General features: G+C 73.8%; 21 protein-coding genes and 1 pseudogene. 10 read left to right on the top strand and 12 right to left on the bottom strand.

Translation table 11 applies throughout. The features are described 5' to 3' along the window. Positions 1–29: 29 nt before the first annotated feature. From ACFWPI_RS11915 to ACFWPI_RS11895, 5 genes are all read left to right on the top strand, one after another. A complete protein-coding gene (locus ACFWPI_RS11915; protein ID WP_167745864.1) occupies positions 30–188 on the top strand; it encodes a DUF4177 domain-containing protein in 159 nt (52 codons plus the stop codon). Then, complete coding sequence (locus ACFWPI_RS11910; protein ID WP_350881963.1) at positions 185–652, top strand: RidA family protein; 468 nt, start codon at positions 185–187, stop codon at positions 650–652. Before ACFWPI_RS11915 ends, ACFWPI_RS11910 begins: the two co-directional genes overlap by 4 nt. Positions 653–716: 64 nt before the next feature. Next, entirely contained in the window at positions 717–1583 is an 867-nt protein-coding gene (locus tag ACFWPI_RS11905) for an NUDIX hydrolase (protein ID WP_350881965.1), read from the top strand. A gap of 86 nt (positions 1584–1669) precedes the next feature. Continuing rightward, positions 1670–1843, top strand: a complete 174-nt coding sequence (locus ACFWPI_RS11900) for a hypothetical protein (RefSeq protein ID WP_363370507.1) — start codon at positions 1670–1672, stop codon at positions 1841–1843. Further along, the gene (locus tag ACFWPI_RS11895) at positions 1840–2673 is read left to right on the top strand and encodes an MBL fold metallo-hydrolase (RefSeq protein WP_380377248.1); all 834 of its coding nucleotides are present in this window, start codon (positions 1840–1842) and stop codon (positions 2671–2673) included. The genes ACFWPI_RS11900 and ACFWPI_RS11895 overlap by 4 nt, the downstream gene beginning before the upstream one ends. 127 nt (positions 2674–2800) lie before the next feature. On the opposite strand, the gene ACFWPI_RS11890 is transcribed toward ACFWPI_RS11895, so the two are convergent. The 5 genes and pseudogenes from ACFWPI_RS11890 to ACFWPI_RS11870 form a co-directional block, all read right to left on the bottom strand. Beyond that, positions 2801–3475, bottom strand: a complete 675-nt coding sequence (locus tag ACFWPI_RS11890) for a Crp/Fnr family transcriptional regulator (RefSeq protein ID WP_030240972.1) — start codon at positions 3473–3475, stop codon at positions 2801–2803. A gap of 152 nt (positions 3476–3627) precedes the next feature. Further along, positions 3628–3816: pseudogene (locus tag ACFWPI_RS11885) on the bottom strand (transcriptional regulator); the annotation flags it as partial. Between the two features lie 65 nt (positions 3817–3881). Continuing rightward, complete coding sequence (locus tag ACFWPI_RS11880; protein WP_380377246.1) at positions 3882–4499, bottom strand: RraA family protein; 618 nt, start codon at positions 4497–4499, stop codon at positions 3882–3884. Positions 4500–4630: 131 nt separating this feature from the next. Next, positions 4631–6034, bottom strand: a complete 1404-nt coding sequence (locus tag ACFWPI_RS11875; protein ID WP_380377245.1) for a glutamate-cysteine ligase family protein — start codon at positions 6032–6034, stop codon at positions 4631–4633. Continuing rightward, positions 6031–7569, bottom strand: a complete 1539-nt coding sequence (locus ACFWPI_RS11870; RefSeq protein ID WP_380377244.1) for a flavin monoamine oxidase family protein — start codon at positions 7567–7569, stop codon at positions 6031–6033. Before ACFWPI_RS11870 ends, ACFWPI_RS11875 begins: the two co-directional genes overlap by 4 nt. Before the next feature lie 147 nt (positions 7570–7716). On the opposite strand from ACFWPI_RS11870, the gene nth reads away from it, so the two are divergent. From nth to ACFWPI_RS11850, 4 genes are all read left to right on the top strand, one after another. Further along, the gene (nth, locus tag ACFWPI_RS11865) at positions 7717–8592 is read left to right on the top strand and encodes an endonuclease III (RefSeq protein WP_380377243.1); all 876 of its coding nucleotides are present in this window, start codon (positions 7717–7719) and stop codon (positions 8590–8592) included. Then, complete coding sequence (locus ACFWPI_RS11860) at positions 8589–9356, top strand: CoA pyrophosphatase (protein ID WP_063348669.1); 768 nt, start codon at positions 8589–8591, stop codon at positions 9354–9356. The genes nth and ACFWPI_RS11860 overlap by 4 nt, the downstream gene beginning before the upstream one ends. Before the next feature lie 46 nt (positions 9357–9402). Then, complete coding sequence (locus ACFWPI_RS11855) at positions 9403–10587, top strand: MarP family serine protease (protein WP_063348670.1); 1185 nt, start codon at positions 9403–9405, stop codon at positions 10585–10587. A gap of 150 nt (positions 10588–10737) precedes the next feature. Continuing rightward, positions 10738–11439 carry a metal-dependent hydrolase gene (locus ACFWPI_RS11850; RefSeq protein WP_063348671.1) on the top strand — a complete coding sequence of 234 codons (702 nt, stop codon included), beginning with the start codon at positions 10738–10740 and terminating at the stop codon, positions 11437–11439. Between the two features lie 109 nt (positions 11440–11548). Here the strand turns inward: ACFWPI_RS11850 and ACFWPI_RS11845 are convergent, their stop codons facing one another. The 7 genes from ACFWPI_RS11845 to ACFWPI_RS11815 all read right to left on the bottom strand — a co-directional run bounded on the left by ACFWPI_RS11845 (position 11549) and on the right by ACFWPI_RS11815 (position 21517). Beyond that, positions 11549–11758 (bottom strand): hypothetical protein, encoded by a 210-nt coding sequence (locus tag ACFWPI_RS11845; protein ID WP_063348672.1) that lies wholly within the window; start codon positions 11756–11758, stop codon positions 11549–11551. Positions 11759–11902: 144 nt separating this feature from the next. Further along, on the bottom strand, positions 11903–12922 hold the full coding sequence (locus tag ACFWPI_RS11840; RefSeq protein ID WP_363370492.1) for an alpha/beta hydrolase: 1020 nt from the start codon (positions 12920–12922) through the stop codon (positions 11903–11905). Between the two features lie 94 nt (positions 12923–13016). Then, positions 13017–13493 carry a phage holin family protein gene (locus ACFWPI_RS11835; RefSeq protein WP_063348673.1) on the bottom strand — a complete coding sequence of 159 codons (477 nt, stop codon included), beginning with the start codon at positions 13491–13493 and terminating at the stop codon, positions 13017–13019. Positions 13494–13680: 187 nt separating this feature from the next. After that, positions 13681–15057, bottom strand: a complete 1377-nt coding sequence (nhaA, locus tag ACFWPI_RS11830) for a Na+/H+ antiporter NhaA (RefSeq protein ID WP_079135771.1) — start codon at positions 15055–15057, stop codon at positions 13681–13683. A gap of 403 nt (positions 15058–15460) precedes the next feature. Next, positions 15461–17416: an acetate--CoA ligase gene (acs, locus tag ACFWPI_RS11825; protein WP_063348674.1), complete on the bottom strand. Its 1956-nt coding sequence runs from the start codon at positions 17414–17416 to the stop codon at positions 15461–15463. 242 nt (positions 17417–17658) lie between these two features. After that, positions 17659–20088, bottom strand: coding sequence for a SulP family inorganic anion transporter (locus ACFWPI_RS11820; RefSeq protein WP_380377237.1), 2430 nt, complete (start codon positions 20086–20088; stop codon positions 17659–17661). Between the two features lie 421 nt (positions 20089–20509). Next, positions 20510–21517, bottom strand: coding sequence for an ATP-binding protein (locus tag ACFWPI_RS11815; RefSeq protein ID WP_380373042.1), 1008 nt, complete (start codon positions 21515–21517; stop codon positions 20510–20512). Between the two features lie 218 nt (positions 21518–21735). Between ACFWPI_RS11815 and ACFWPI_RS11810 the strand changes: the two genes are divergently transcribed. Next, complete coding sequence (locus ACFWPI_RS11810; protein WP_063348676.1) at positions 21736–22626, top strand: hypothetical protein; 891 nt, start codon at positions 21736–21738, stop codon at positions 22624–22626. The last annotated feature ends 108 nt before the right edge of the window (positions 22627–22734 follow it).

Below are 22734 nucleotides of genomic sequence, written 5' to 3'. Positions count from 1 at the left end.
CGCGGTGGCCGCTCGTCTAGAGTCTGGCCATGACCAAGTGGGAATACATGACGGCGCCTCTGCTCGTGCACGCCACCAAGCAGATCCTGGACAACTTCGGCTCGGACGGCTGGGAGCTCGTCCAGGTCGTGCCGGGCCCGAACCCGGAGCAGCTGGTGGCCTACTTCAAGCGGGAGAAGAACGCATGAGCAAGGTCGAGGCCAAGCTCGCCGACCTGGGGCTGACCCTGCCGCCGGTGGCCGCTCCGGTCGCCGCGTACGTGCCGGCCCTGCGCTCGGGCGAGTTCGTGTTCACCTCCGGCCAGCTGCCGGTCGTCGGCGGCAAGCTGCCGAGCACCGGCAAGGTCGGCGCCGAGGTCTCCCCGGAGGAGGCCAAGGAGCTCGCGCAGACCTGCGCGCTGAACGCGCTGGCCGCGATCAAGTCGGTGATCGGTGACCTGGACCAGATCGAGCGGGTCGTGAAGGTGGTCGGCTTCGTCGCCTCCGCCCCCGACTTCACCGGTCAGCCGGGCGTGATCAACGGTGCCAGCGAGCTGCTCGGCAAGGTGCTGGGCGAGGCCGGGGTGCACGCCCGCAGTGCGGTCGGCGTCGCGGTGCTGCCGCTGGACGCCCCGGTCGAGGTCGAGCTCCAGGTGCGCGTCAAGAGCAGCTGAGTGTGATCGCGAAAGGCGGGGTTGGGCCTGTCCAACCCCGCCTTCGTACGCTTAGCATCCGGGCATGGACCATCGAGCGACGACGCTCCCGATGCCGCCCGGTTGGCCCGCCCGGATCCGGGCGGTCGACTCCGGCGTGCTGACCCCGCCGGTGCCCAGGCTCGCCGCGACGGTCGTGCTGCTGCGCGACGCGGCCGCCGGGCCGCAGGCGTACCTGCTGCGCCGGCGCACCTCGATGGCCTTCGCGGCCGGCATGTACGCCTACCCGGGCGGCGGGGTGGATCCGCGCGACGCCGAAGTGGAGACGGGCTGGGCCGGACCGGCGCCCGAGGAGTGGGCGCGGCGGCTCGGGGTGGACGCCCGGACGGCGCGGGCGGTGGTCTGCGCGGCCGTCCGCGAGACCTTCGAGGAAGCCGGCGTCCTGCTGGCCGGCCCGGACGCGGACAGCGTCGCCGCGCCGCGCGACTGGAGCGCCGAGCGGGCGGCGCTGGAGGCGCACGAGCTGTCCTTCGCCGAGTTCCTCCGCGACCACGCCCTGGTGCTGCGCAGCGACCTGCTGGGCGGCTGGGCCCGCTGGGTCACCCCGGAGTTCGAGGAGCGCCGCTACGACACCTGGTTCTTCGTCGCGGCGCTGCCGGCCGGGCAGAGCGCGGCCCTGGAGGTCGGCGAGGCCGACCGGGTGGCCTGGCTGACGCCCGCCGAGGCCGTTCTCGGCTACCAGGAGGGCCGGTTCGGGATGCTGCCGCCGACCGTGACGGTGCTGCGCGAGCTGGCGCCGGTGCGCACCGCCGCGGAGGCGCTGGACGCGGCCGCCGGGCGGTCGCTGGAGCCGGTGCTGGGCCGGGCCGAGGTCCGGGGCGACCGGATGACGGTCCGCTGGCCCGGGTACGACGAACTGACCATCGACGGGGACTTCCCCGAGGACGCCTGACCGCACCGGCCCCGCCCTCGTCGGCGCTGTCGCCGACGACGCCGCCGAACAGACTCGAAACAGAGAACAGAGAGGACCGACGCCCGATGACCCACAACGCCGTGGCTCGCCGGACGGCACCCGAGCTGCCCGCCCGCCGCCTGATCCCCCGTACCCCGGCCTGCGAGAGTCCGGTCCCGTTCGTCGAGACGGCCCAGCGGCCGCTCGTCCGGGTCCTGCCGCTCAGGGCCCTGCACCGGCCCCGCGGGGACAACCGGTGAGCGGGCTCCTGCCGGGCGACCCGGCCGCCACCATCGACGGCGAGGCCACGCCCCGGGCGCTGTGCGTGCTGGCGCCGAACCCGTCGCCGATGACGCTGGACGGCACCAACACCTGGCTGCTCTCCGAGCCCGGCTCGGACCTCGCCGTGGTGGTCGACCCCGGCCCGCTGCACGAGGGCCACCTGCGCCGGGTGGTCGACCTCGCGGAACAGCAGGGCAAACGCGTCGCGCTGACCCTGCTCACCCACGGCCACGCCGACCACTCCGAGGGCGCGGCCCGCTTCGCCGAACTCACCGGCACCGAGGTGCGCGCCCTGGACCCGGCGCACCGGCTGGGCTCCGAGGGCCTGGTCAACGGCCAGCGGCTGGACGTCGGCGGCCTCGACCTGCGGGTGGTCGCCACCCCCGGCCACACCTCGGACTCGCTGACCTTCCACCTGCCCGCCGACGGCGCGATCCTCACCGGCGACACCGTCCTCGGCCGCGGCACCACGATGGTCGCCCACCCCGACGGCCGGCTCGGCGACTACCTGGACTCGCTGCGCCACCTGCACACGATGGCCTCCGCGCACGGCGTGCGGACGGTGCTGCCCGGCCACGGTCCGGCGCTCGCGGACGCGCTCGGCGCCGTCGACTACTACCTCGCCCACCGGGCCAACCGGCTCGCCCAGGTGGAGACCGCGGTCGAGGCCGGCTGCCGGACCGCGGACGAGGTGGTGGCCCGGGTCTACGCCGACGTCGACCGGGCGCTCTGGCCGGCCGCCGAGCTCTCGGTCCGGGCGCAGCTGAAGTACCTGGAGGAGCACGGGCTGATCCCGGGCCTCGACTGATCCCGTCGCGCGCGGGGCGGGCAGCGGAACGCCGAAGGGGAACGCCGAAGGGCCCGCCCGCGCGGACGGGCCCTTCGGCGGTTACGGCGTGAAGACGTAAAGGCGTGAAGACGTGAGCGCGCCGAGGTCAGCGCGAGCGGCGCGACAGCCGCTCGACGTCCATCAGCACCACCGCGCGCGCCTCCAGCTTCAGCCAGCCGCGGCCGGCGAAGTCGGCGAGCGCCTTGTTGACCGTCTCGCGGGAGGCGCCGACCAGCTGGGCCAGCTCCTCCTGGGTGAGGTCGTGGGCGACGTGGATGCCCTCCTCGGACTGCACGCCGAAGCGGCGGGAGAGGTCCAGCAGGGCCTTGGCGACGCGGCCGGGCACGTCGGAGAAGACCAGGTCGGACATCACGTCGTTGGTCCGGCGCAGGCGGCGGGCGATGGCCCGCAGCAGCGCGATGGAGACCTCGGGTCGGGCGTGCAGCCAGGGCTGCAGGTCGCCGTGGCCCAGGCCGAGCAGCTTGACCTCGGTCAGCGCGCTGGCGGTCGCGGTGCGCGGGCCCGGGTCGAACAGCGACAGCTCGCCGATCATCTCGCTGGGGCCGAGGACGGCGAGCATGTTCTCGCGTCCGTCCGGCGAGGCGCGGTGCAGCTTGACCTTGCCCTCGGCGACGACGTACAGCCGGTCGCCCGGGTCGCCCTCGTGGAACAGCGACTCACCACGGGCGAGGGTCACCTCGGTCATGGAAGCGCGCAGCTCGCCGGCCTGTTCGTCGTCGAGTGCCGCGAAGAGTGCGGCGCGCCGCAGAACGTCGTCCACGTGCTTCCTCCTTCTCGGCCGTTCGGCGGGTGGGCCGTCCGGCGCAAGTTCCGTACCGTGCTCTGCATCACCAAGCATGGCGCATGTCGCTCCGATCATATGAGGAGGGGGTGTGCCGAGGTGTGCCGTGCGGGGCCATTCGTACCGGCGGGTCACCGGGTGGGGCGTCGCGGGGGCGGCGCCGGGTCGAACGCCTGCTCGGGCGGTTCGAACAATGAATCGCCCACCGCCGTACGGGCGTAGAGGACGCCGTGGCCGGCCCGGTGGGCGCTGGTCGGACCCGCCGCGCGCAGGGCGGTCAGGTGCTGCGATACGCCGGCGGCGGACAAACCGGTGCGGCGGGTCGGCCAGGGCCGAGGCCTCGCCGGGGCGGGCGCTCGGCCCGTTCAGCCGGACCGGGCCGGGTTCAGCCGGTGAAGCCCAGCTCGCCGAGGGTCTTCTCGATCCGGGTGCGGTGCGCCGCCTCCCAGTCGTCCAGCGTCTCGGCGGCCTCCTTGGCCAGCTTGGCGCGGGCCGCCGCCAGGGCCTCGGCGCGCCGGGCGGCGGGCACCACCACGACCCCCTCCTCGTCGGCCACCACGACGTCACCGGCCGCCACCGGCACGCCGCCGCAGCGCACCCGGGCGCCGTGCGTGCCGAGCTCCCGCTTGGCCCCCGGTATCGGGATCACGCCGCGGGCGAAGACCGGGAAGCCCAGCTCCCGCACCTCGCCCAGATCCCGGATCAGGCCGTCGGCGACGAACGCCGCGACGCCCCGGCGCTGCGCGACGGCGCACACGTTGCCGCCGGCCAGCGCGTAGTCCAGGTCGCCCGACTCGACGACGATCACGGCGCCCGGCTCGGCCCGGTAGATCGCCGCGTGCAGCATCAGGTTGTCGCCGGGCGGGCACTGCACGGTGAACGCCGGGCCGGCCACCCGCGGCGCCCCCGCCCACAGCGGACGGATGCCGATGTCCATGACCTGGGCGCGCCCGAGCACGTCGGCCAGGGTGGTGGTGGGGATGTCCTTGAAGTCCTGGTCCATGTTTCCTCGTTCTCCGGTGGTCGGGCGGCGGCCGACCGCCGCCGGTCACGCTAACCCGCGACGGTTCGGGCGAGGAAGGCCCTTCGGCCGGAGAACTCCACGGCTCGGGCGGGAGGGTCGGGCGTGGGGTTTCAGACGCGGAAGGCCGCGACGTAGCGGCGGGGGTCGCGGCGGAGGTCGGTGTCCCAGCGGGCCGTGGTCTGTTCGGCGAAGGTCTGCCCGGTGCGCAGCACTTCGTCGAGCGGGTCGAGGTAGTCGAGCACCTTCGGCTGTTCCAGGCCGGCGCGGACCCGGGCCCGCAGGCCTGCCCGGGCGAGCCGGACGAGTTCCGCCGCGAGTTCGCGGACCCGGTCGCCGCCGAGCATGGTGTCCAGGCCGTCGGCGGGGAGCCTGGCCTTCGCCGCGCGGTGCTCCGCCACGCCGTGGTGGCGCAGCAGTTCCCAGGCCGCCGTCCGCGAGGGCGGGTGGTAGGCGAGCCCCGCCCACAGCGCCGGTACGGCCGGGATGTGCCGGTACGGCGGGCCGTCCCCGGCCCGCAGTTCCAGGGTCCGGCGGACCCTGACGTCCGTCCAGATCTGCGACATGTGGGAGACCCAGTGGTCGAAGGTCGGCATGGTGCCGTCGTCGAAGCCCTGCCGCAGGATCTCGGCGAACGGCCGGTCGGGGGCGGGCCGGTACCGTCCGTCCGGGCCGCGGTAGTAGATCATCGGGATCCCCAGCGCCCAGTCGATGACGTCGTCGGCGTTCACGTCGGGCCGCAGCGCGGGCGGTAGGACGCCGCAGCGGCGCGGGTCCATCCGCAGCCAGTTCTGCGACCTGTGCGAGAGCAGCCCGTTCGACCGGCCGCCCTGCAGCGGCGAGTTGACGAGCAGTGCGGCGACCACCGGGGACGCGGCGGTCAGCATCCGCAGCTTCTGGGTGAAGTCCTCGTCGGACAGGTAGTCCAGGTGCACCTGGGTGGACAGCGACATCGACATGATCTTCGGGGCCCCGCTGCCGGCCTCGCCGATCCGGTCGAAGAAGTCGCGCATGACGGCACCGCGGAGCATCGGCACCCAGGAGACGGTGTCGAGCCGGTCGAAGGGGAGGTTGCCGCCGGGCAGGAGGGCCAGGCCGAAGCGCCCGACGAGCTCCGCGAGGCGCTCCATCGTGGCCCGCATGTCGTCCACGGCCGTGGCCAGGTCGGCGGCCGGGACGGAGGAGTACTCGACCTGGCCGCCGTGTTCGAGCGTGATCTGGGCGGTGTCCGCCAGGTCCACGCCGGTCAGCCGGCCGTTGTCGCGCCGGTCCGCGCCGCCCCATTCGGCGAGGACGGCCTCCAGGACGGCCCGGACGCCGTTCTTCCCCTCGTAGGGGGCGGCCCGCCCGGTCTCCGGGTCGACGATGCCGTTCTCGATCTCCAGCCCGATCCGCTCGGTCGCGGCCGCGGCCGGGGCGAGCAGCGGTCCGAGGTCGTCGCGGTGCAGCGCCGCTCCCGCCGCCGGGCCGCCGCTCTGCTCGCCGGTTCGGCGCCGGGGCGCCGGTGCCGCGCTCACCCGGCCCGCAGCCGCGCGGTGTCGTCGGCGTGCTGCCCCCGGTCGATCACCTGGCCCACCACGGCCAGGGCCGACTGGGCGGCGCCCTGCATCCAGGCGTGCGCTCCGGACAGGTGCTCTCCGGCGAAGAAGATCCTCGGGTCGTCGGTCGGGTGCGGGGCGCCGAGCCCGGTCAGGTACCGGGTGTGCTCGCCGGGCGCGAGGTGGGCGAAGGCGCCGCCGCCCATGCCGACCTGGTCGTCCCAGTTCCAGTGCACGATGTCGTCCGCGTCGCGGAGGATGCCGGGGTGCAGCCGTTCCAGGCACTTCAGGACCAGCAGGTCGCGGTCGGCCGGCGGCAGGGTGGTGAAGCGGCGGGCGTTGGCCCCCCACAGGTAGGCGCCGACGAGCACCGCGGGCTCGTGGGAGCGCTGCGGGTCCCGGGCGGCCCAGCGCCGCCTGCCGACGGTGCTCCCGTTGGTCCGGCCGTCGACGGGCCGGGCGTTGTCCGACGGGTACCAGCACTGCTGGATCGGCATGTCGGTGAAGCTGCCGCCGCCGAAGATCCGGTCGTCCAGTTCCCAGCCGCGCCGCTTGGTGTGCACGAGCGTCTTCGTGCTGCTGGCGTAGCTGATGCCGCGGATCGCGTGGCGCTGGTGGTGGGGCAGGCCGGGCCGGAAGCTGATCTGGTCGAGGGCGGGGACGGGGACGCAGCAGACGACGAAGTCGACGTCCTCGGTGATCGTGCCGCCGAGGCGCCGCCCGTGCACCCGGACGCCCCGGCGGGTCAGCGAGAGCTCGTCGATCTGGGTGGACAGCTGGAGGGTCCTCGGACGCAGCCGGCGTACGAACGCGTGCACCAGGCGGTCGGTGCCGTCGACCAGTTCCACCTGGCCCGCGTGGAACAGGCCGAAGTAGTCGACGAGGACCTCCAGCAGGGAGGACTGCTCGTAGTGGACCAGGCCGCTGGCGTGGCCGAGGAGGTCCCAGGCGTCCTGCGACAGGTGCTCGTGGACGTACTGCCACAGCGACACCGAGACGAGCCGGTCGAGCGCCGGGTCGTCCCAGTGGCCGTCCAGCACCCGCCGGCGCTGGTCGGGGGTGAGCGTCTCCCAGGCGGCCGTCAGCAGCCGGTCCAGGATCCGCCGCGGGTCCTGCTTCTCGGCGGCGCGCAGCGCGAACGCCGGGTGCAGCGCGTGCACCTCCTGGACGCGGGCGCGGTGGCCGCGCAGGTGGTAGTAGGCGTCCGGGTTGAAGTTGACGAACGGCCTGGTCCGCAGGCCGAACTGGGACACGTAGTGGAGGACGCAGTGGTGGTTCCCGGGGATGCGCATGGCGCCCAGGTCGGCGTGCGTGCCGTCCCAGAAGCGGTGCGTGCGCACCCGTCCGCCGGGTTGGTTCGACCGCTCGTACAGGACGATGCCGAAGCCCCGGCGCTGGAGCTCGTAGGCGGCGACGAGGCCCGCCACCCCGGCCCCGATCACCGCGACCCGCCCGGTGGCGCCGGTCACCGGGCGCAGCAGGCTGCTGGGAAAGGCGAAGCTCTCGTCGAACATGGGCACCTCGCGTCGTCGTAGCCCTCAGACTGGGGCAGCCAGCCGTCGCGAGCCACCAGACCGCGCCCATCCGAAGGTCGGTCCGCGGCTCCCGCGGGCTCCGGTGATCCGCTGCCCGCCGTGGGCCGTTCGGCGTAGCCTTCGTGCATGGCAGAGAGCAAGGTCCGGGCGGCGGCGGCACCGAAGGCGAAGGCCGTGCCGGGGGTGAAGCCGGGGAAGCCGGAGTCGCACCTGGCGATGGTGCGGCGGGCGCGGCGGATCAACCGCGAGTTGACGGAGCTGTACCCGTACGCGCATCCGGAACTGGACTTCGAGAACCCGTTCCAGCTGCTGGTGGCGACCGTGCTGTCGGCGCAGACGACGGACCTGCGGGTGAACCAGACGACGCCGGCGCTGTTCGCGAAGTACCCGACGCCGGAGGACATGGCGGCGGCGAACCCGGAGGAGCTGGAGGAGGTCATCCGCCCGACCGGGTTCTTCCGGAACAAGGCGAAGTCGCTGATCGGCCTCTCGATCGCCCTGCGCGACGACTTCGGCGGCGAGGTCCCGGGCCGCCTGGACGACCTGGTGAAGCTGCCGGGCGTGGGCCGCAAGACCGCCAACGTGGTCCTCGGCAACGCCTTCGGGGTGCCCGGGATCACCGTGGACACGCATTTCGGGCGGCTGGCCCGGCGGTTCGGCTGGACCGCCGAGGAGGACCCGGTGAAGGTCGAGGCGGCCGTCGCCGAGATCTTCCCGAAGTCGGAGTGGACGATGCTGTCGCACCGGGTGGTCTTCCACGGCCGCCGGATCTGCCACTCCCGCAAGCCCGCCTGCGGCGCCTGCCCGGTCGCGCCGCTCTGCCCGTCGTACGGGGAGGGCGAGACCGACCCGGAGAAGGCGCGCAAGCTGCTCAAGTACGAGCTGGGCGGGCAGCCCGGGCAGCGGCTGAGGCCGCCGGGGGACTTCCCTGGGGAGGCCGCCGCCCGGGCCGACGCCGCCGGGCACCAGGGGCGGATCGCGGACCTGGCGGTGGGCGAGTGACCCGCGAGGCACGGCGGGCGCCGGAGCCGTCGGCGGTGCGGGTGGTCGAGGGGGACGGCCTGCCGGCCTGGCTGGAGCCGGTGCGGGAGGCGGCCGAGCGGGTGCTGCCGGAGCAGCTGAGCCGCTTCCTGCCGCCGGTGGAGGGCGGCCGGGCGGCGGCGGTGCTGATGCTGTTCGGCGAGGGCCCGGACGGGCCGGACCTGCTGCTGATCGAGCGGGCCCGCTCGCTGCGCTCGCACGCCGGGCAGCCGTCCTTCCCGGGCGGCGCGCTGGATCCGGAGGACGGTGACCCGGACGGCCCGGGCCCGGTCGCGGCGGCGTTGCGCGAGGCCTGGGAGGAGACCGGGCTGGACCCGGCCGGGGTGCAGGTGTTCGCGGTGCTGCCGGCGCTGTACATCCCGGTCAGCCGGTTCGTGGTGACCCCGGTGCTGGGCTGGTGGCGCGAGGAGTCGCCGGTGCGGCCGGTGGACCAGGGGGAGACCGGCGCGGTGTTCCGGGTGCCGGTCGCCGATCTGGCCGACCCGGCGAACCGGGTGCGGCTGCGCCACCCGTCCGGGCACGTGGGGCCGGCCTTCGCGGTGGCCGGGCGGCTGGTCTGGGGGTTCACGGCCGGGGTGATCGACCGGGTGCTGCACCACGGCGGGCTGGAGCTGCCCTGGGACCCGTCCCGGATCGTCGACCTCTCGGACGAGGCGCTGGCCCTGGTTCAGGGCGATCTCGACCACTCCCGGGCGCTGCCGGGCGGCGACGCCGGTCCCACGTGAGGGGCCGTCTGCGCGGCCGGGCCGCGGGCCGTGGGAGGGTGTCCGGGTGAACGTCCTGGATGTGCTGCTGATCGCCGCTGCCGTGGCATTCGCCGTGTCGGGCTACCGGCAGGGCTTCGTGGTGGGTGTCCTGTCCCTGGTCGGCTTCCTGGGCGGCGGCCTGCTGGCCGTCCAGCTGCTGCCGCTGCTGCTCGACCACCTCAGCCCGGGCACCACGGCCTCGGTGGTGGCCGTGGTGGTGGTGATCGTGTGCGCCGCGATCGGCCAGGCGGTGACCGCGCACTTCGGCTGGAAGCTCCGGGGCCACATCGGCCGCCGTCCGGCGCGGGTGCTGGACGCGACCGGCGGCGCGGCCGTGAACGTGGTCTCGATGCTGCTGGTGGCCTGGCTGATCGGCTCGGCGCTGGCCGGGGCGTCGCTGCCGACGGTGTCCAAGCAGGTCCGCTCCTCGGCGATCCTCGGCGGCGTGCAGAACGCGCTGCCCGACGACGCGCCGAACTGGTTCTCGGACTTCTCCAAGGTGCTGGCCCGCAACGGCTTCCCGCAGGTCTTCAACCCCTTCGAGCACGAGCCGATCACCCAGGTCGACACCCCCGACCCGGCGCTGGCCGGCAGCCCGGCGGTGGCGCGGGCCAAGCAGAGCCTGGTCAAGGTGGTCGGCACCGCCACCTCCTGCAGCAAGACCCTGGAGGGCAGCGGTTTCGTCTTCGCCCCGCACCGGGTGATGACCAACGCCCACGTGGTCGGCGGGGTCGACGAGCCGACCGTGCAGATCGGCGGGGTCGGCCAGCTGTACGACGCGACGGTGGTCCGCTACGACTGGCAGCGCGACATCGCGGTCCTGGACGTCCCCAAGCTGAACGCGCCCCCGCTGGCGTTCGCGGGCGAGGCGAAGACCAACGACAGCGCGATCGTGGCGGGTTTCCCGGAGAACGGCGCCTTCAACGTCCAGCCGGCCCGTATCCGCGGCCGGATCCAGGCCAACGGCCCGGACATCTACCACCGCGGCCAGGTGGTCCGCGACGTCTACTCGGTCCGCTCGCTGGTCCGCCAGGGCAACAGCGGCGGCCCGCTGCTCACCCCGGACGGCCAGGTCTACGGCGTGGTGTTCGCCAAGTCGCTGGACAGCGCCGACACCGGGTACGTGCTGACCGCGGCCGAGGTGCGGGAGGACGCGGAGAGGGGCAGCACCGCGAGCACCCCGGTGGACACCCAGGGCTGCGCGCTCTGACCGGGCCGCGGGGCGGTCCGACGCGCCGGGTCCGACGATCCGATATCCGTCACACCGTCAGTCCGCCCTGGTAGCCTCTGCCGCGCTCACCCGTTCGGCTCAACCGGGCGCCGTCCCGGAGTGAGTCTTACGGGAGGTCGTGGTAGTCCGATGATGGGTCACTCGCACGCGGTCAGTGGGGCGATGCTGTACGCCGCCTCCGCGCCGTTCCTGCCCCCGCTGCTGCTGCACACCACGCTGCAGCCGGCGGACATACTGATGGGCACGGTGCTGTGCGCGGGGGCGGCCCTGCTGCCGGACCTCGACCACCACGACGGCTCGATCGCCAACTTCCTGGGGCCGATCTCCAAGGCGCTCTGCCGCTTCGTGGCCTGGGCCTCCGGCGGGCACCGGCACGCCACCCACTCGCTGCTGTTCGTCGCGCTGATGGGCGCCGGCACCTGGGCGGGCGTCACCTACCTGGGCCGCAACTTCACCCTGGTGCTGACGTTCTTCCTGATCGCGCTCGCGATCCGGGCGCTGCGGCTCTGCCCGCCGGGGGACGGCCCGGAGAGCTGGATCACCGTCATCGGGCTGTCCGCGCTCGGCACCTTCGGGATGAACACCTGGATGCCGAACTCGCCGGGCTGGCTGCCGTACGCGGTGGCGCTGGGCACCCTGGCGCACCTGCTGGGCGACTGCCTGACCAAGAAGGGCGCGCCGCTGCTCTGGCCGCACAAGGAGCGCTACGAGGTGGTGCTGATCAAGCGCAGCGGCAACAACGTCGAGACCAAGGTGCTGGTGCCGATCATGTCGGTGGCGACCTTCGTCCTGCTCTGGTTCACCGCGGTGTCGCCGACGCTCGTGAACTGACCGGCGGGACTGGCCGGCCAGCCGACCCGACCGGCGGGACCGACCGGCCGAACCGATTGGTCGGCCGGAACCGGTCCGCCGGACCGGCCGGACGACGCGGCGCGAGGCCTCAGGTCTCGCGCCGCAGTCGTGCGCCGACCCAGCGGGCGCGCCGGCCGAGGATGCGGGGGATGCCGAGCTGCCGCTGCGCCGGGCGTGGACGGCGGTCGGGGCCGTCGTAGCCGAGGTCGTCCGCCCAGTCGGGGCGGTGGGCGGAGCGCTGGGAGCTGTTGTGGCGTCGGGCGCGCGGGGCGCCGCCGCGATCGGGCATCCAGGTCATACCGGAATGGATGCCCCTGGGCCGGTGGGGGTAACCGCCGGGCGCGCGTCGAAAATGGCCTATGCGGTTGTCATATGTGCGTCAGATCAAGGGAGTTGGGACCAAGGGCCCTTCCCTCCCGGCCCCTTCGCCGCTCCTGCGCCATCACTCCTTGTGACGGCCGACCCAGTCCAGCAGCTCCGCGGTGAACTGCTCCGGGGCCTCCTCGTGCGGGAAGTGCCCGACCCCCGGCATCAGCCGCCAGCGGTACGGCGCCGCCACGTACTCGCCGCCGCCCAGCGCGGTGTGCGACAGCAGCACCGGGTCCGCCGCGCCCTGGACGTGCAGGGTCGGCGCCGTGATCGGCTTCTTCATCCGCCGGGCGAACTGGATGCCGTCCGGGCGCGCCATCGAGCGCAGCAGCCAGCGGTACGGCTCGATCGAGCAGTGCGCCGTGCTGGGGATCTGGATGGCCTGCCGGTACGCGTGCACCGCCTCCTCGTCCAGCCGGTTCGGACCGGCCCAGGCGTCCAGGTAGCGGCCGACCAGCGCGGCGTCGTCGGCCACCAGACGGCGTTCCGGTATCCACGGCCGCTGGAAGCCCAGCACGTGCTCGAAGGCGGCCGCCTGGCGGCGGTCGGTCAGCAGGGCCCGGCGCAGGTCCCGGGGGTGCGCGGCGGAGACCACGGTGAGGCTCTGGATCACCGACGGGCGCATCACCGCCGCCACCCAGGCCAGCGTGCCGCCGGCGGCGTGCCCGACCAGGTGCGCCCGGCGCTCGCCGAGCGAGCGGATCACCCCGGTGATGTCCAGGGCGAGGTTGCCCGGGTCGTACCCGCGCGGAGTGCGGTCGCTGCCGCCGACACCCCGCAGGTCGAGCGCCACCGCCCGGTAGCCGGCCTCGGCGAGCGCGGTCAGCTGGTGGCGCCAGGCCCACCAGTACTCGGGCCAGCCGTGCACCAGCAGCACCAGCGGGCCCGAGCCCAGTTCGGCGATGTGGAACCGGGCGCCGTTGGCCGCGAGGTCGCGGTGCGTCCACGGGCCGCTCTGCCGGACGCTCCAGGCCTCGGCGCCGCCGTCGGGGGTGGTGCCGGGGGCCTCATCGGCGGGCTCCCCCCCGGGTGCCAGGTCGGGTCCGGAGTCGGCGGACGGCTGCGCGGATACGGGCTTCTGGTCAAGCGGCATACCGAGAGCGTGTCACATCCGTGCGCCGGACGGCGCCCGGCGCTCGCTCCCGGCGGGTCCGGGCGGGCGGCGTGCACCGCCACCGGACGGACGGTTACGGGATGCGGCCCAGGGCCCGGTCGATCTCCTCCTTGGTGGCCGGGCGCGGCCGGGCGTTCTTCAGCACGTCGGCGGTCTTCTGGGCGCCCTCGATGGTGCGGTGCGGCTTCTCGATCCGCTTGAACGAGCGCCAGGCCATCAGCCCGAGCAGCACCGCGAGCAGCAGGTAGGCGCCGGCCACGATGAGGAACGACCAGCCGAGCGACAGGCCCAGCGCGTGGATGCCGAAGGCCGCCGCGGCGCTCAGCATCGGGACGGCGGCCAGCGCCACCACGGCGGCGACGCCCAGCGAGACGCCCCCGGAGACGCCGCGCTTGACGTCCGCCCGGATCTCGGCCTTGGCGAGCGCGATCTCGTCGTGGACGAGTGCGGACAGGTCGGCGGTGGCCGCCGCGAACAGCTGCCCCACCGAACGCTCGCCCTCGTAGGGCGCCCGGCCGTTGCTGGACGGGTCTGCGGCTCCTGCGGGCATCAGCGGTTCTCCTCTGCGGCTGTGCGGCGTGACGCCGCCGCGTGGTGCGGTTCGGGGGGCCGGAGGGGCCCGGAGGCGTCAGTGGACTGTCGACAGCTCAGAATCATGCCCCTACCGGTCAGTCGCACACCACTCCGGGGCCCCGCCGGGGGGACGTGTCCGGGCTCTGCCGGGCCGCCGGCGGGCCTCAGCGGGGCTTCTCCGGCCCCTCGCCGTCGGGTCGCGGGGCGAGCCCGGCGGCCCGGGCCCGCCAGGCCGGGTCGTCCTCCTGGTAGACGTCCGGGACGCCGTCGCCGTCCACGTCCCGGTCCTCCTCCTCGCACAGCTCGCGGTAGTGCCGGTTGCGGAGCTTGAGCAGCACGGTGGCCACCGTCGCGCAGAGCAGCGAGCCGACCAGGACGGCCGTCTTGGAGAGGTCGGCGAGGGCCAGGTCGTCGCGGAACGCCAGTTCGCTGATCAGCAGCGAGACGGTGAAGCCGATGCCCGCGAGCACCGAGACCGCGAACATGTCGGCCCACCTGAGCTTCGGGTTCAGCTCGGCCCGGGTGAACCGGGCGGCCAGCCAGGTGCCGCCGAATATGCCCACCGTCTTGCCGACCAGCAGGCCGATGACGATGCCGAGCGGCGTGGCCTGGGTGAACACCTCGCGCAGCGACGGGCCGGAGATCGTCACCCCGGCGGCGAACAGTGCGAACACCGGGACGGCCAGGCCGGCCGAGAGCGGGCGGACCAGGTGCTCGATGTGCTCGCCGGGGGAGTGCTGCTCGTCGCCCTCCCGGTGGCAGCGCAGCATCAGGCCCATCGCGACGCCCGCGACCGTGGCGTGGATGCCGCTCTCGTGCATCAGCGCCCAGTTCACGACGGCCAGCGGTACGAACAGGTACCAGCCGTGCACCCCGCGCCGGTGCAGGAACCAGAACAGCACCAGGCCGGCGAAGGCCAGGCCGAGCGCCCAGAACCTGATGCCGGAGCTGTAGAAGACCGCGATGATCAGGATCGCGATCAGGTCGTCCACCACGGCGAGGGTGAGCAGGAAGGCGCGCAGGGCGGACGGCAGGTGGCTGCCGACCACGGCCAGCACGCCGAGCGCGAAGGCGATGTCGGTGGCGGTCGGGATGGCCCAACCGCTGGGGTGACCGCCGCTGCCCGAGTTGACGAGCGCGAAGAGGATCGCCGGCAGCGCGACGCCGCAGACGGCGGCCACCACCGGGAGCAGCGCGGCGCTCGGGGTGCGCAGCTCGCCCGCGACGAACTCGCGCTTGAGCTCGATCCCGGCCACGAAGAAGAAGATCGTCAGCAGGCCGTCCTTGGCCCAGTTGCCGAGGGTGAGGTCGAGGTGCAGCGGGGCGGAGGGCCCGACGGTGTAGTCGAGGACGCTCTCGTAGGCGTGCGGCCAGACGTTGGCCCAGACCAGCGCGGCCACGGCGGCGAGCAGCAGCAGCACGCCGCCGACCGTCTCGGTGCGCAGGGCGTCGGTGATGAACGTCCGCTCGGGCAGGGACAGTCGGCCGAGCAGCTGCCGGCGGCGGGTCGTCGGCTCGTGGACGGGCGGCTGGTCGGTCACGAGGACCTCCTGAGGGGCTGGGAGCGGCAACGGATGCACGTGTGGTGCAGTTGCCGACCAGACTTCCCGGCGCGCCCTGTGACGCTCGGACTCCCGTTCAGGGATCTTGATGCGTCGTTAACAGTCTAGGGGATCGTTCGGGTGACATCCGGATTGTCCTATTCAAGGACTTAAGCCCTACGGGTGGGTTCTGCACTCCGGAGGAGCAGCGGCACGGCACCCGAATGGCCCAGGCCGCTCGCAGACGGGTGAACGCGTCACCGTCGGTCGCGGGGCACCGCCCGCTCCCGGCCGCCCCGCTGTACACCCCGGCGGCCGACCGGAAGGGGGCTTCAGACCCGCGGCATGGCTGTGCCCCGGGCGGTGACCACCGCCCGGGGCACGCTTCACCGTGTCGGCCGGCTCAGCCGTTGCCACCCGCCGGCGGCAGCTGGGCCTGGATCTGGCTCATCACCGTGCTGTCGGCGAGGGTGGTGGTGTCACCGACCTCGCGGCCCTCGGCGATGTCGCGCAGCAGACGGCGCATGATCTTGCCGGAGCGGGTCTTCGGCAGCTCGCCGACCACCTTGACCTGCTTCGGCTTGGCGATCGGGCCGAGCGTGCGGCCGACGTGCGCGCGCAGCTCCTCGACCAGCTCCGGGCTCTCGGTGGCGCCGCCGCGCAGGATCACGAAGGCGACGATGGCCTGGCCGGTGGTGGCGTCCGTGGCGCCGACCACGGCGGACTCGGCCACCGACGGGTGGCCGACCAGGGCCGACTCGACCTCGGTGGTGGAGATGTTGTGGCCCGAGACGAGCATGACGTCGTCGACCCGGCCGAGCAGCCAGATGTCGCCGTCCTCGTCCTTCTTGGCGCCGTCACCGGCGAAGTAGCGGCCCGCGAAGCGCGACCAGTAGGTGTCGATGTAGCGCTGGTCGTCGCCCCAGATGGTGCGCAGCATGGACGGCCACGGCTCGGTGAGCACCAGGTAGCCGCCGGAGCCGTTCGGGACCTCGTTGGCCTCGTCGTCGACCACGGTGGCCGCGATGCCCGGCAGGGCGCGCTGGGCCGAGCCCGGCTTGGTCTCGGTGACGCCCGGCAGCGGGCTGATCATCATGGCGCCGGTCTCGGTCTGCCACCAGGTGTCCACGATCGGGGTCTTGCCGGCGCCGATGTGCTCGCGGTACCAGATCCAGGCCTCGGGGTTGATCGGCTCGCCGACGCTGCCCAGCACCCGCAGCGAGGACAGGTCGAACTTCGCGGGGATGTCGTCGCCCCACTTCATGAAGGTGCGGATCGCGGTCGGCGCGGTGTAGAGGATCGTCACGCCGTACTTCTGGACGATCTCCCAGAACCGGCCCTGGTGCGGGGTGTCCGGGGTGCCCTCGTAGATGACCTGGGTGGCGCCGTTGGAGAGCGGGCCGTAGACGATGTACGAGTGGCCGGTGACCCAGCCGATGTCGGCGGTGCACCAGTAGACGTCGGTCTCCGGCTTGAGGTCGAAGACCGCGTGGTGGGTGTAGCTGGCCTGGGTGAGGTAGCCGCCCGAGGTGTGCAGGATGCCCTTGGGCTTACCGGTGGTGCCCGAGGTGTAGAGGATGAACAGCGGGTGCTCGGCGTCGTGCGCCTCGGGGGCGTGCTCGGTGGACTGGCGCGCGGTGATCTCGTGCCACCAGACGTCACGGCCCTCGGTCCAGGAGATCTCCTGCCCGGTGCGGCGGATCACCAGGACGTGCTCGACGCCGTCGACCTTGGTGAGCGCCTCGTCGATGGCCGGCTTGAGCGCGGACGGCTTGCCGCGGCGGTAGCCGCCGTCGGCGGTGATGACGAGCTTGGCCTGGGCGTCCTCGATGCGGGAGGCGACGGCGTCGGCGGAGAAGCCGCCGAAGACCACCGAGTGGGTGGCGCCGATCCGGGCGCAGGCGAGCATCGCGACGACCGCCTCGGCGATCATCGGCAGGTAGACCGCGACCCGGTCGCCCTTGCGGACGCCGAGCTCCAGCAGCGCGTTGGCGGCCTGCGAGACCTCGTCCTTGAGCTGGGCGTAGGTGATCGAGCGGCTGTCGCCGGGCTCGCCCTCGAAGTGGATCGCGACCCGGTCGCCGAGACCGGCCTCGACGTGGCGGTCGACGCAGTTGTAGGCCACGTTGAGCTTGCCGTCGGCGAACCACTTGGCGAAGGGCGGGTTGGACCAGTCCAGCGTCTCGGTCGGCTCGACGGCCCAGCTGAGGCGGCGGGCCTGCTCGGCCCAGAAGCCCAGGCGGTCCTCGGAGGCCTGCGCGTACGCGGCCGCGGTGACGTTGGCGGCGGCGGCGAGCTCTGCCGGCGGGGCGAATCGCCGCTCCTCCTTGAGCAGGTTGGCCAGGCTCTCGTTGCTCAACGCGCACTCCTCATCGAGTCATGATCGGAGACGATCCCGTGCGTGGGGATTGTCCCGTGTGTCCCAGCGCACAGCTCACCAGGCGAATGGGGCACTTGACAAGAGCCTCCGGGTAATTGGTGTAGACCTTTGACCGACAGTCGAACGGACCATCGTACGGCGCACCGCCTCGGGGCGGTGCGCGGTACGACGGCCGGAGGGCCCGTGCCCCGGCCCGCCCGGCGGGGACACGGGCCCGGCTCTCAGGCGGCCAGCCAGGGGCCGTCCTCGGTGCCGCCGGTGGGAACCCGGCCGTCCTCATTCACCCGTTCGGGCGTGTCGCCCGCCACCGGCCCGGCCGGCGGTGTCCTCGGCGCTGCCGGGCCGGCCGCGGTTGCGGCCGCTGCCGTCCCGATGCGCGCCTCGATCGGACTGAACGTCCCCTCGGCCCGGTCGAGCACGTAGGCCTGGGCGGTCGCGAAGTCGAAGTACATCCCGACCAGCCGCAGGGTGCCCTCCTCCACCCGGCGCTCCACGGCCGGGTTGGCAAGCAGCTGGTCCAGCTGCTGGACCACGTTGGTGATGCAGAGCTGCTCCACCAGGTCCACCACCGGCCGCGCGTCGAACTCGGCGGGGACCCGGCGGAGCCGGTCCAGCGAGCCGCGGCCGTTGCGCAGCCAGCGGGCCAGCGGGGTGGGCGGCCCGGGGCGCTCGTGCACGCCGTCCAGCAGGGCCTTCATCGCGCCGCAGCCGGAGTGGCCGCAGACCGTGATCGAGCCGACCTCCAGGACCTCGACCGCGTACTGCACCGCGGCCGCCACCGAGTCGTCGGCCGCGCCGGGCTCGTACGGGGCCGGTACCAGGTTGCCGACGTTGCGGACGGTGAACAGGTCCCCCGGGCCGCTGTTGGTGATCATGCTGGTGACCATCCGGGAGTCCGCGCAGGTCAGGAAGAGCTGGGAGGGCGTCTGCCCCTCCCGGGCCAGCCGGGCGAGTTCGGGCCGGATCAGCGGGGCGGTGTGCTGCTGGAACACCCGGACGCCGTCCAGCAGCCGGCCGTGCGGATCCTCCTGCTGCTCGATGCAGTGGTGGCCGACCCAGGGCGTCCAGGCCCGGCAGCGGTGCGGGCCGGGTGAACTGCCCGCCCGGACGGTGCCGTCGGGGTCGAGCACCTCGTCGTCCCTGCGGCGCGTCACCATCGAGACCCGTCCGCCCGCGGCCTGGTGGCCCGTCCGCCAGCTGTGCAGCGTCTCGTACGCGGCGTGGTCCAGGAAGGAGCCGTCGTGGACCACGGTGACCTCGGCGCCGGAGGGGATCCCGGCCAGCGCCCGGCTCAGCCGGGGCACGGCGGTGAAGGTGAGCGGCCCGTGCGTCTGGACGGTGACCGCGCCGGCCGGGCCGGCCAGCACGTCCACGTGGGCGCGGGTCAGCCGGTAGAGCGCGAGCAGCACGGCGGTGCCGGCGCCGAGCGCGACGCCCCACAGCACGCCGAGCGCCACCACGCCGAGCACGGTGGTCAGGTAGACCGGGAACTCGCGGTGCCGGTGCACGTTGCGGATGTGCGCGAAGCTCACCATCTGCAGCCCGACCACCAGCACCAGCGCGGCCAGCGCGGCCAGCGGGATCCGGCGCAGCCCGCCGGTCAGCGCCAGTGCGGCGGCGAGCACCCAGACGCCGTGCAGCACCGAGGACCACCTGGTCTGGCCGCCGGCCCGCACGTTGGCGGTGCTGCGGACGGCGCCGCCGGCGACGGGAAGCCCGCCGACCAGCCCGCTGACGATGTTGGCCAGGCCCTGGCCGCGCAGTTCGCGGTCGAGGTCGCCGGTACGGCGGGACATCCGGTCGACCGCGACGGCGGACAGCAGCGACTCCACGCCGGCGACGGCGGTGACGGTCAGGACGGCGGCCAGCACCCCGGCCGGCGGGCCGTGCGGCAGTGCCGGCACGAGGGCGTGCGGCTGCCAGGCGGGCAGCCCGATGTGGGCGAGCCGCAGGTCCAGGGCCAGGGCGAGCGCGGTCGCGGTGGCGACGGCGGCCAGCGGGCCCGGCACCTTGGCCAGCCTGGCGCCGAACTCGCCTGCGCGGCCGGGGAGCCGGCCGAGGCGGGGCCAGCCCAGCAGGACGGCCACGGTCACCGAGCCGGCCAGCAGCGCGGGCGGGTGCGGCCCGGCCAACTGGCCTGGCAGCGCGAGGAGGTTGGCGATCGCGGAGCTCTGCGGGGAGCCGCCGAGGACGACGTGCAGCTGCGCGATGGCGATGGTGAGCCCGACCCCGGCCAGCATGCCGTGCACGATGGCGGGCGAGACGGCGAGCGCGGTCCGGGCCACCCGGCGCAGGCCGAGCAGGAGTTGGAGCAGCCCGGCGGCCAGGGTGATGGCGCAGGTGGCTCGCCACCCGTACTGGACGATCAGTCCGGCGGTGATCACGGTCAGCGCGGCCGAGGGGCCGCTGACCTGGAGCGGGGTGCCGCCGAACAGTCCGACGACGATGCCACCGACGGCCGCGGCGGCGAGGCCGGCGGTGAGCGGGGCACCGGTGGCGAGCGCGATGCCGAGGGAGAACGGCACGGCGATCAGGAAGACCACCAGGGAGGCGGAGAGGTCCTGGGCCCAGCGGGCCTTGGTGCCGGGGCCCGGTGGTGCGTGGTCGGTGGTGTCGGAGGCGATGGGGGCGCTGGAGATGTCGAGGGTCATTGTCTTCCCGTCTGTCCGGGGGAACGAACGCAGTCAGGTCCGGCGGTGGGTGGGGCTCCGGGGCGGATCGGCTGTCGTGGGTCGCGACGGTGTGGCGGGATGGCGTGGGCGCGGCGGGGAGTGCGGGTGTCACCGGCCGGACCTTGACCATCAGGGCCCGCCAGGGGCCTGGGCGAGGTGCGGGACGTCTCGCCGAGGGCCGTCGGGACGGACCATCAAGACTCGGTAAACCGAGGGTAATGAAAGCTTTGCACAGCGTCATTCCGGGAGGGAAGGGGAAAACCCCCTGATTCACCCCATTGGGTGGTGTTCGAACCGCTGGGGATCTGCTGGCGGCGCCGGGCGGTCCGGACATGCGGAACGGGCCGTGGCCCTCCCCGGGGAAGGGGGGAGGGCCACGGCCCGTTCGGGCGGAGCGGCGTCAGGCGTGCGCACCCGCCGGGGCGGGCCGCTCGCCGCCGACCCCGAGCCCGCCCAGCACGAAGGTCTCGTCCACCTGGGTCGCGAGGTCGACGCCGACCTTGGCGTTGGCCCAACTCTGCGCGTTGCGCACGTGGAAGAGCACGGCCTGCTCGGTGTAGCGCCGCACGTCCCGCTGCCCGTACGCGGCCTCGGCCTCGGCCCGCAGTTCCTCCAGGACGGCCCGGTTGGCCGGCTCCAGCGACTTCAGCGGCGGCTCGGCGCCCTGCTCCAGACGGCGCACCCAGTCCGAGTGCCCGAAGGTGGTGAGCAGGTCGTCGCCGACCTCCCGGCGCAGGAACGCCAGGTCGTCCGGGCCCTGCACCTTGTTGCCGATCACCCGCAGCCGGACGCCGAAGTCGCGGGCGTAGTCCTTGTACTGGCGGTAGACGGAGACGCCCTTGCGGGTCGGCTCGGCCACCAGGAAGGTCAGGTCGAAGCGGGTGAACAGGCCGGAGGCGAAGGAGTCCGAGCCCGCCGTCATGTCGGTGACCAGGTACTCGTCGGGGCCGTCCAGCAGGTGGTTGAGCAGCAGTTCCACCGCGCCGACCTTGGAGTGGTAGCAGGCCACCCCGAGGTCCTCCTCGGTGAAGGCGCCGGTCGCCAGCAGCCGGACCGAGCCCTCGTCCAGGGCGATCGGGCGGGCGCAGGCGGCGTAGACCGGGTTCTCCTCGACGATCCGCAGCAGGCGCGAACCCCGGCCGGGCGGCGTGGTCTTGATCATCTCGTCGGCCGAGCGGATCAGCGGATTGCTGCCGCGCAGGTACTCCTTGATCTCCGGCAGGTGCGCGCCGAGCGAGGGCAGCTCCGCGGCCTGGGCATCCGTCAGACCCAGGGCCGGGCCCAGGTGCTGGTTGATGTCGGCGTCGACGGCGATGACCGGCCGGCCCACGGCGGCCAGATGGCGGATGAACAGTGCGGACAGCGTGGTCTTCCCGCTGCCGCCCTTGCCGACGAAGGCGATCTTCATCTGGGACTCCGGCTCTCGCTCTGGGCCCGCGCTCGGGGGCCACCTGCTCAGGGGTCGCACATGCCGAGGCCCCTAAGTGGAAATAGTTATCGTCTCCGATAGTGGCCATGCTAGCCGGGGTTTGGGCCTCCTCGGCGGAGGGAAGTGAGGATTGCCTCTAACGGGTGATCCGGGGTTGCTGTTCCGGGAGGGGCCGGCTGTTCATTACTCTCGGGTAGGTGAGCACTGGAACAGATCCCCTCGCCCCGCTGGCCCAGCTCCCCGGGGTGCCCGACGCCGTGGCCGAGGTACGCAAGGCCGTCGACCGGCTCTACGGCCACCGGGTGATGCGCCGCCGCGCGGCCGAGGTCACCTCCGAGTCCGCGCTGCGCGGCGCCCGCGCGTCGGCGGCGCTGGCCGGGGCCGACTGGCCGCTGGAGGAGGTCCGGCGCCGCAGCGACTTCAGCGCGGACCCCGAGGCCCGGACGGTCGGCGCGGCCCTGCGGATCGCCGCCGAGGCCGGCCAGCTGCTCAGCATCTGGCGGCACTCGCCGCTCCAGGTGCTGGCCCGGCTGCACCTGCTCGCCGTCGGCGACGGCGAGCCGTCCGCCGGGCGGCCCCGCCGCGCGGGCGAGGGCGTCGAGGAGCTGTTCCCGCTGGGGCTCAAGCCGGTGGAGAGCGTCGAGGTCGCCCAGGTGGACGAGCCGCTGCCGGTGCTGCCGCCCGCCCCGGGTGCCGAGGAGGTCGCGGCCCGGCTCGACCAGCTCTCCCGGCTGCTGGTGGCGCGCGCCGAGGGCCAGGGCGTGGGGACGCCGGCCCTGGTGGTCGCCTCCGTGGTGCACGGCGAACTGCTCGCGCTGCGGCCGTTCGGCGCGTACAACGGCGTGATCGCGCGGGCCGCCCAGCGGATCGTGCTGCTCGCCGAGGGGCTCGACCCGAAGTCGATCTGCCCGGCCGAGGTCGGGCTGGCGGAACTCGGCACCGACGCCTACCGGCGGGCCCTGGCCGGCTACCTGGCGGGCACGCCCGAGGGGATGGCGGCCTGGATCGCGCACTGCGGGCGGGCGCTGCGGCTCGGGGTGCGGGAGAGCACGGCGGTCTGCGAGGCGATGCAGCGCGGGATGGTCTGAGCGGGCGCGGGAGGGGCGCGGGCGGGGGCGCGGGCTCTTGCCGGAGCTTCTGGCGCTTCTGACACGAAGATGCGGCGGCACCTGATCCTGCCTGGTGCCGCCGCTGGT

The sequence above is a fragment of the Kitasatospora sp. NPDC058492 genome (assembly GCF_042720685.1).
GTDB lineage: Bacteria > Actinomycetota > Actinomycetes > Streptomycetales > Streptomycetaceae > Kitasatospora.
The sequence above is the reverse complement of the archived record's forward strand: the minus strand, read 5'-3'. Positions and strand labels throughout refer to the sequence as shown.

Coding starts and splice junctions, on each gene's coding strand:
- ACFWPI_RS11915 (WP_167745864.1), top strand. CDS start 30: ATGACCAAGTGGGAATACATGACGGCGCCTCTGCTCGTGCACGCCACC.
- ACFWPI_RS11910 (WP_350881963.1), top strand. CDS start 185: ATGAGCAAGGTCGAGGCCAAGCTCGCCGACCTGGGGCTGACCCTGCCG.
- ACFWPI_RS11905 (WP_350881965.1), top strand. CDS start 717: ATGGACCATCGAGCGACGACGCTCCCGATGCCGCCCGGTTGGCCCGCC.
- ACFWPI_RS11900 (WP_363370507.1), top strand. CDS start 1,670: ATGACCCACAACGCCGTGGCTCGCCGGACGGCACCCGAGCTGCCCGCC.
- ACFWPI_RS11880 (WP_380377246.1), bottom strand. CDS start 4,499: ATGGACCAGGACTTCAAGGACATCCCCACCACCACCCTGGCCGACGTG.
- ACFWPI_RS11870 (WP_380377244.1), bottom strand. CDS start 7,569: ATGTTCGACGAGAGCTTCGCCTTTCCCAGCAGCCTGCTGCGCCCGGTG.
- nth (WP_380377243.1), top strand. CDS start 7,717: ATGGCAGAGAGCAAGGTCCGGGCGGCGGCGGCACCGAAGGCGAAGGCC.
- ACFWPI_RS11850 (WP_063348671.1), top strand. CDS start 10,738: ATGATGGGTCACTCGCACGCGGTCAGTGGGGCGATGCTGTACGCCGCC.
- ACFWPI_RS11845 (WP_063348672.1), bottom strand. CDS start 11,758: ATGACCTGGATGCCCGATCGCGGCGGCGCCCCGCGCGCCCGACGCCAC.
- ACFWPI_RS11840 (WP_363370492.1), bottom strand. CDS start 12,922: ATGCCGCTTGACCAGAAGCCCGTATCCGCGCAGCCGTCCGCCGACTCC.
- ACFWPI_RS11835 (WP_063348673.1), bottom strand. CDS start 13,493: ATGCCCGCAGGAGCCGCAGACCCGTCCAGCAACGGCCGGGCGCCCTAC.
- ACFWPI_RS11820 (WP_380377237.1), bottom strand. CDS start 20,088: ATGACCCTCGACATCTCCAGCGCCCCCATCGCCTCCGACACCACCGAC.
- ACFWPI_RS11815 (WP_380373042.1), bottom strand. CDS start 21,517: ATGAAGATCGCCTTCGTCGGCAAGGGCGGCAGCGGGAAGACCACGCTG.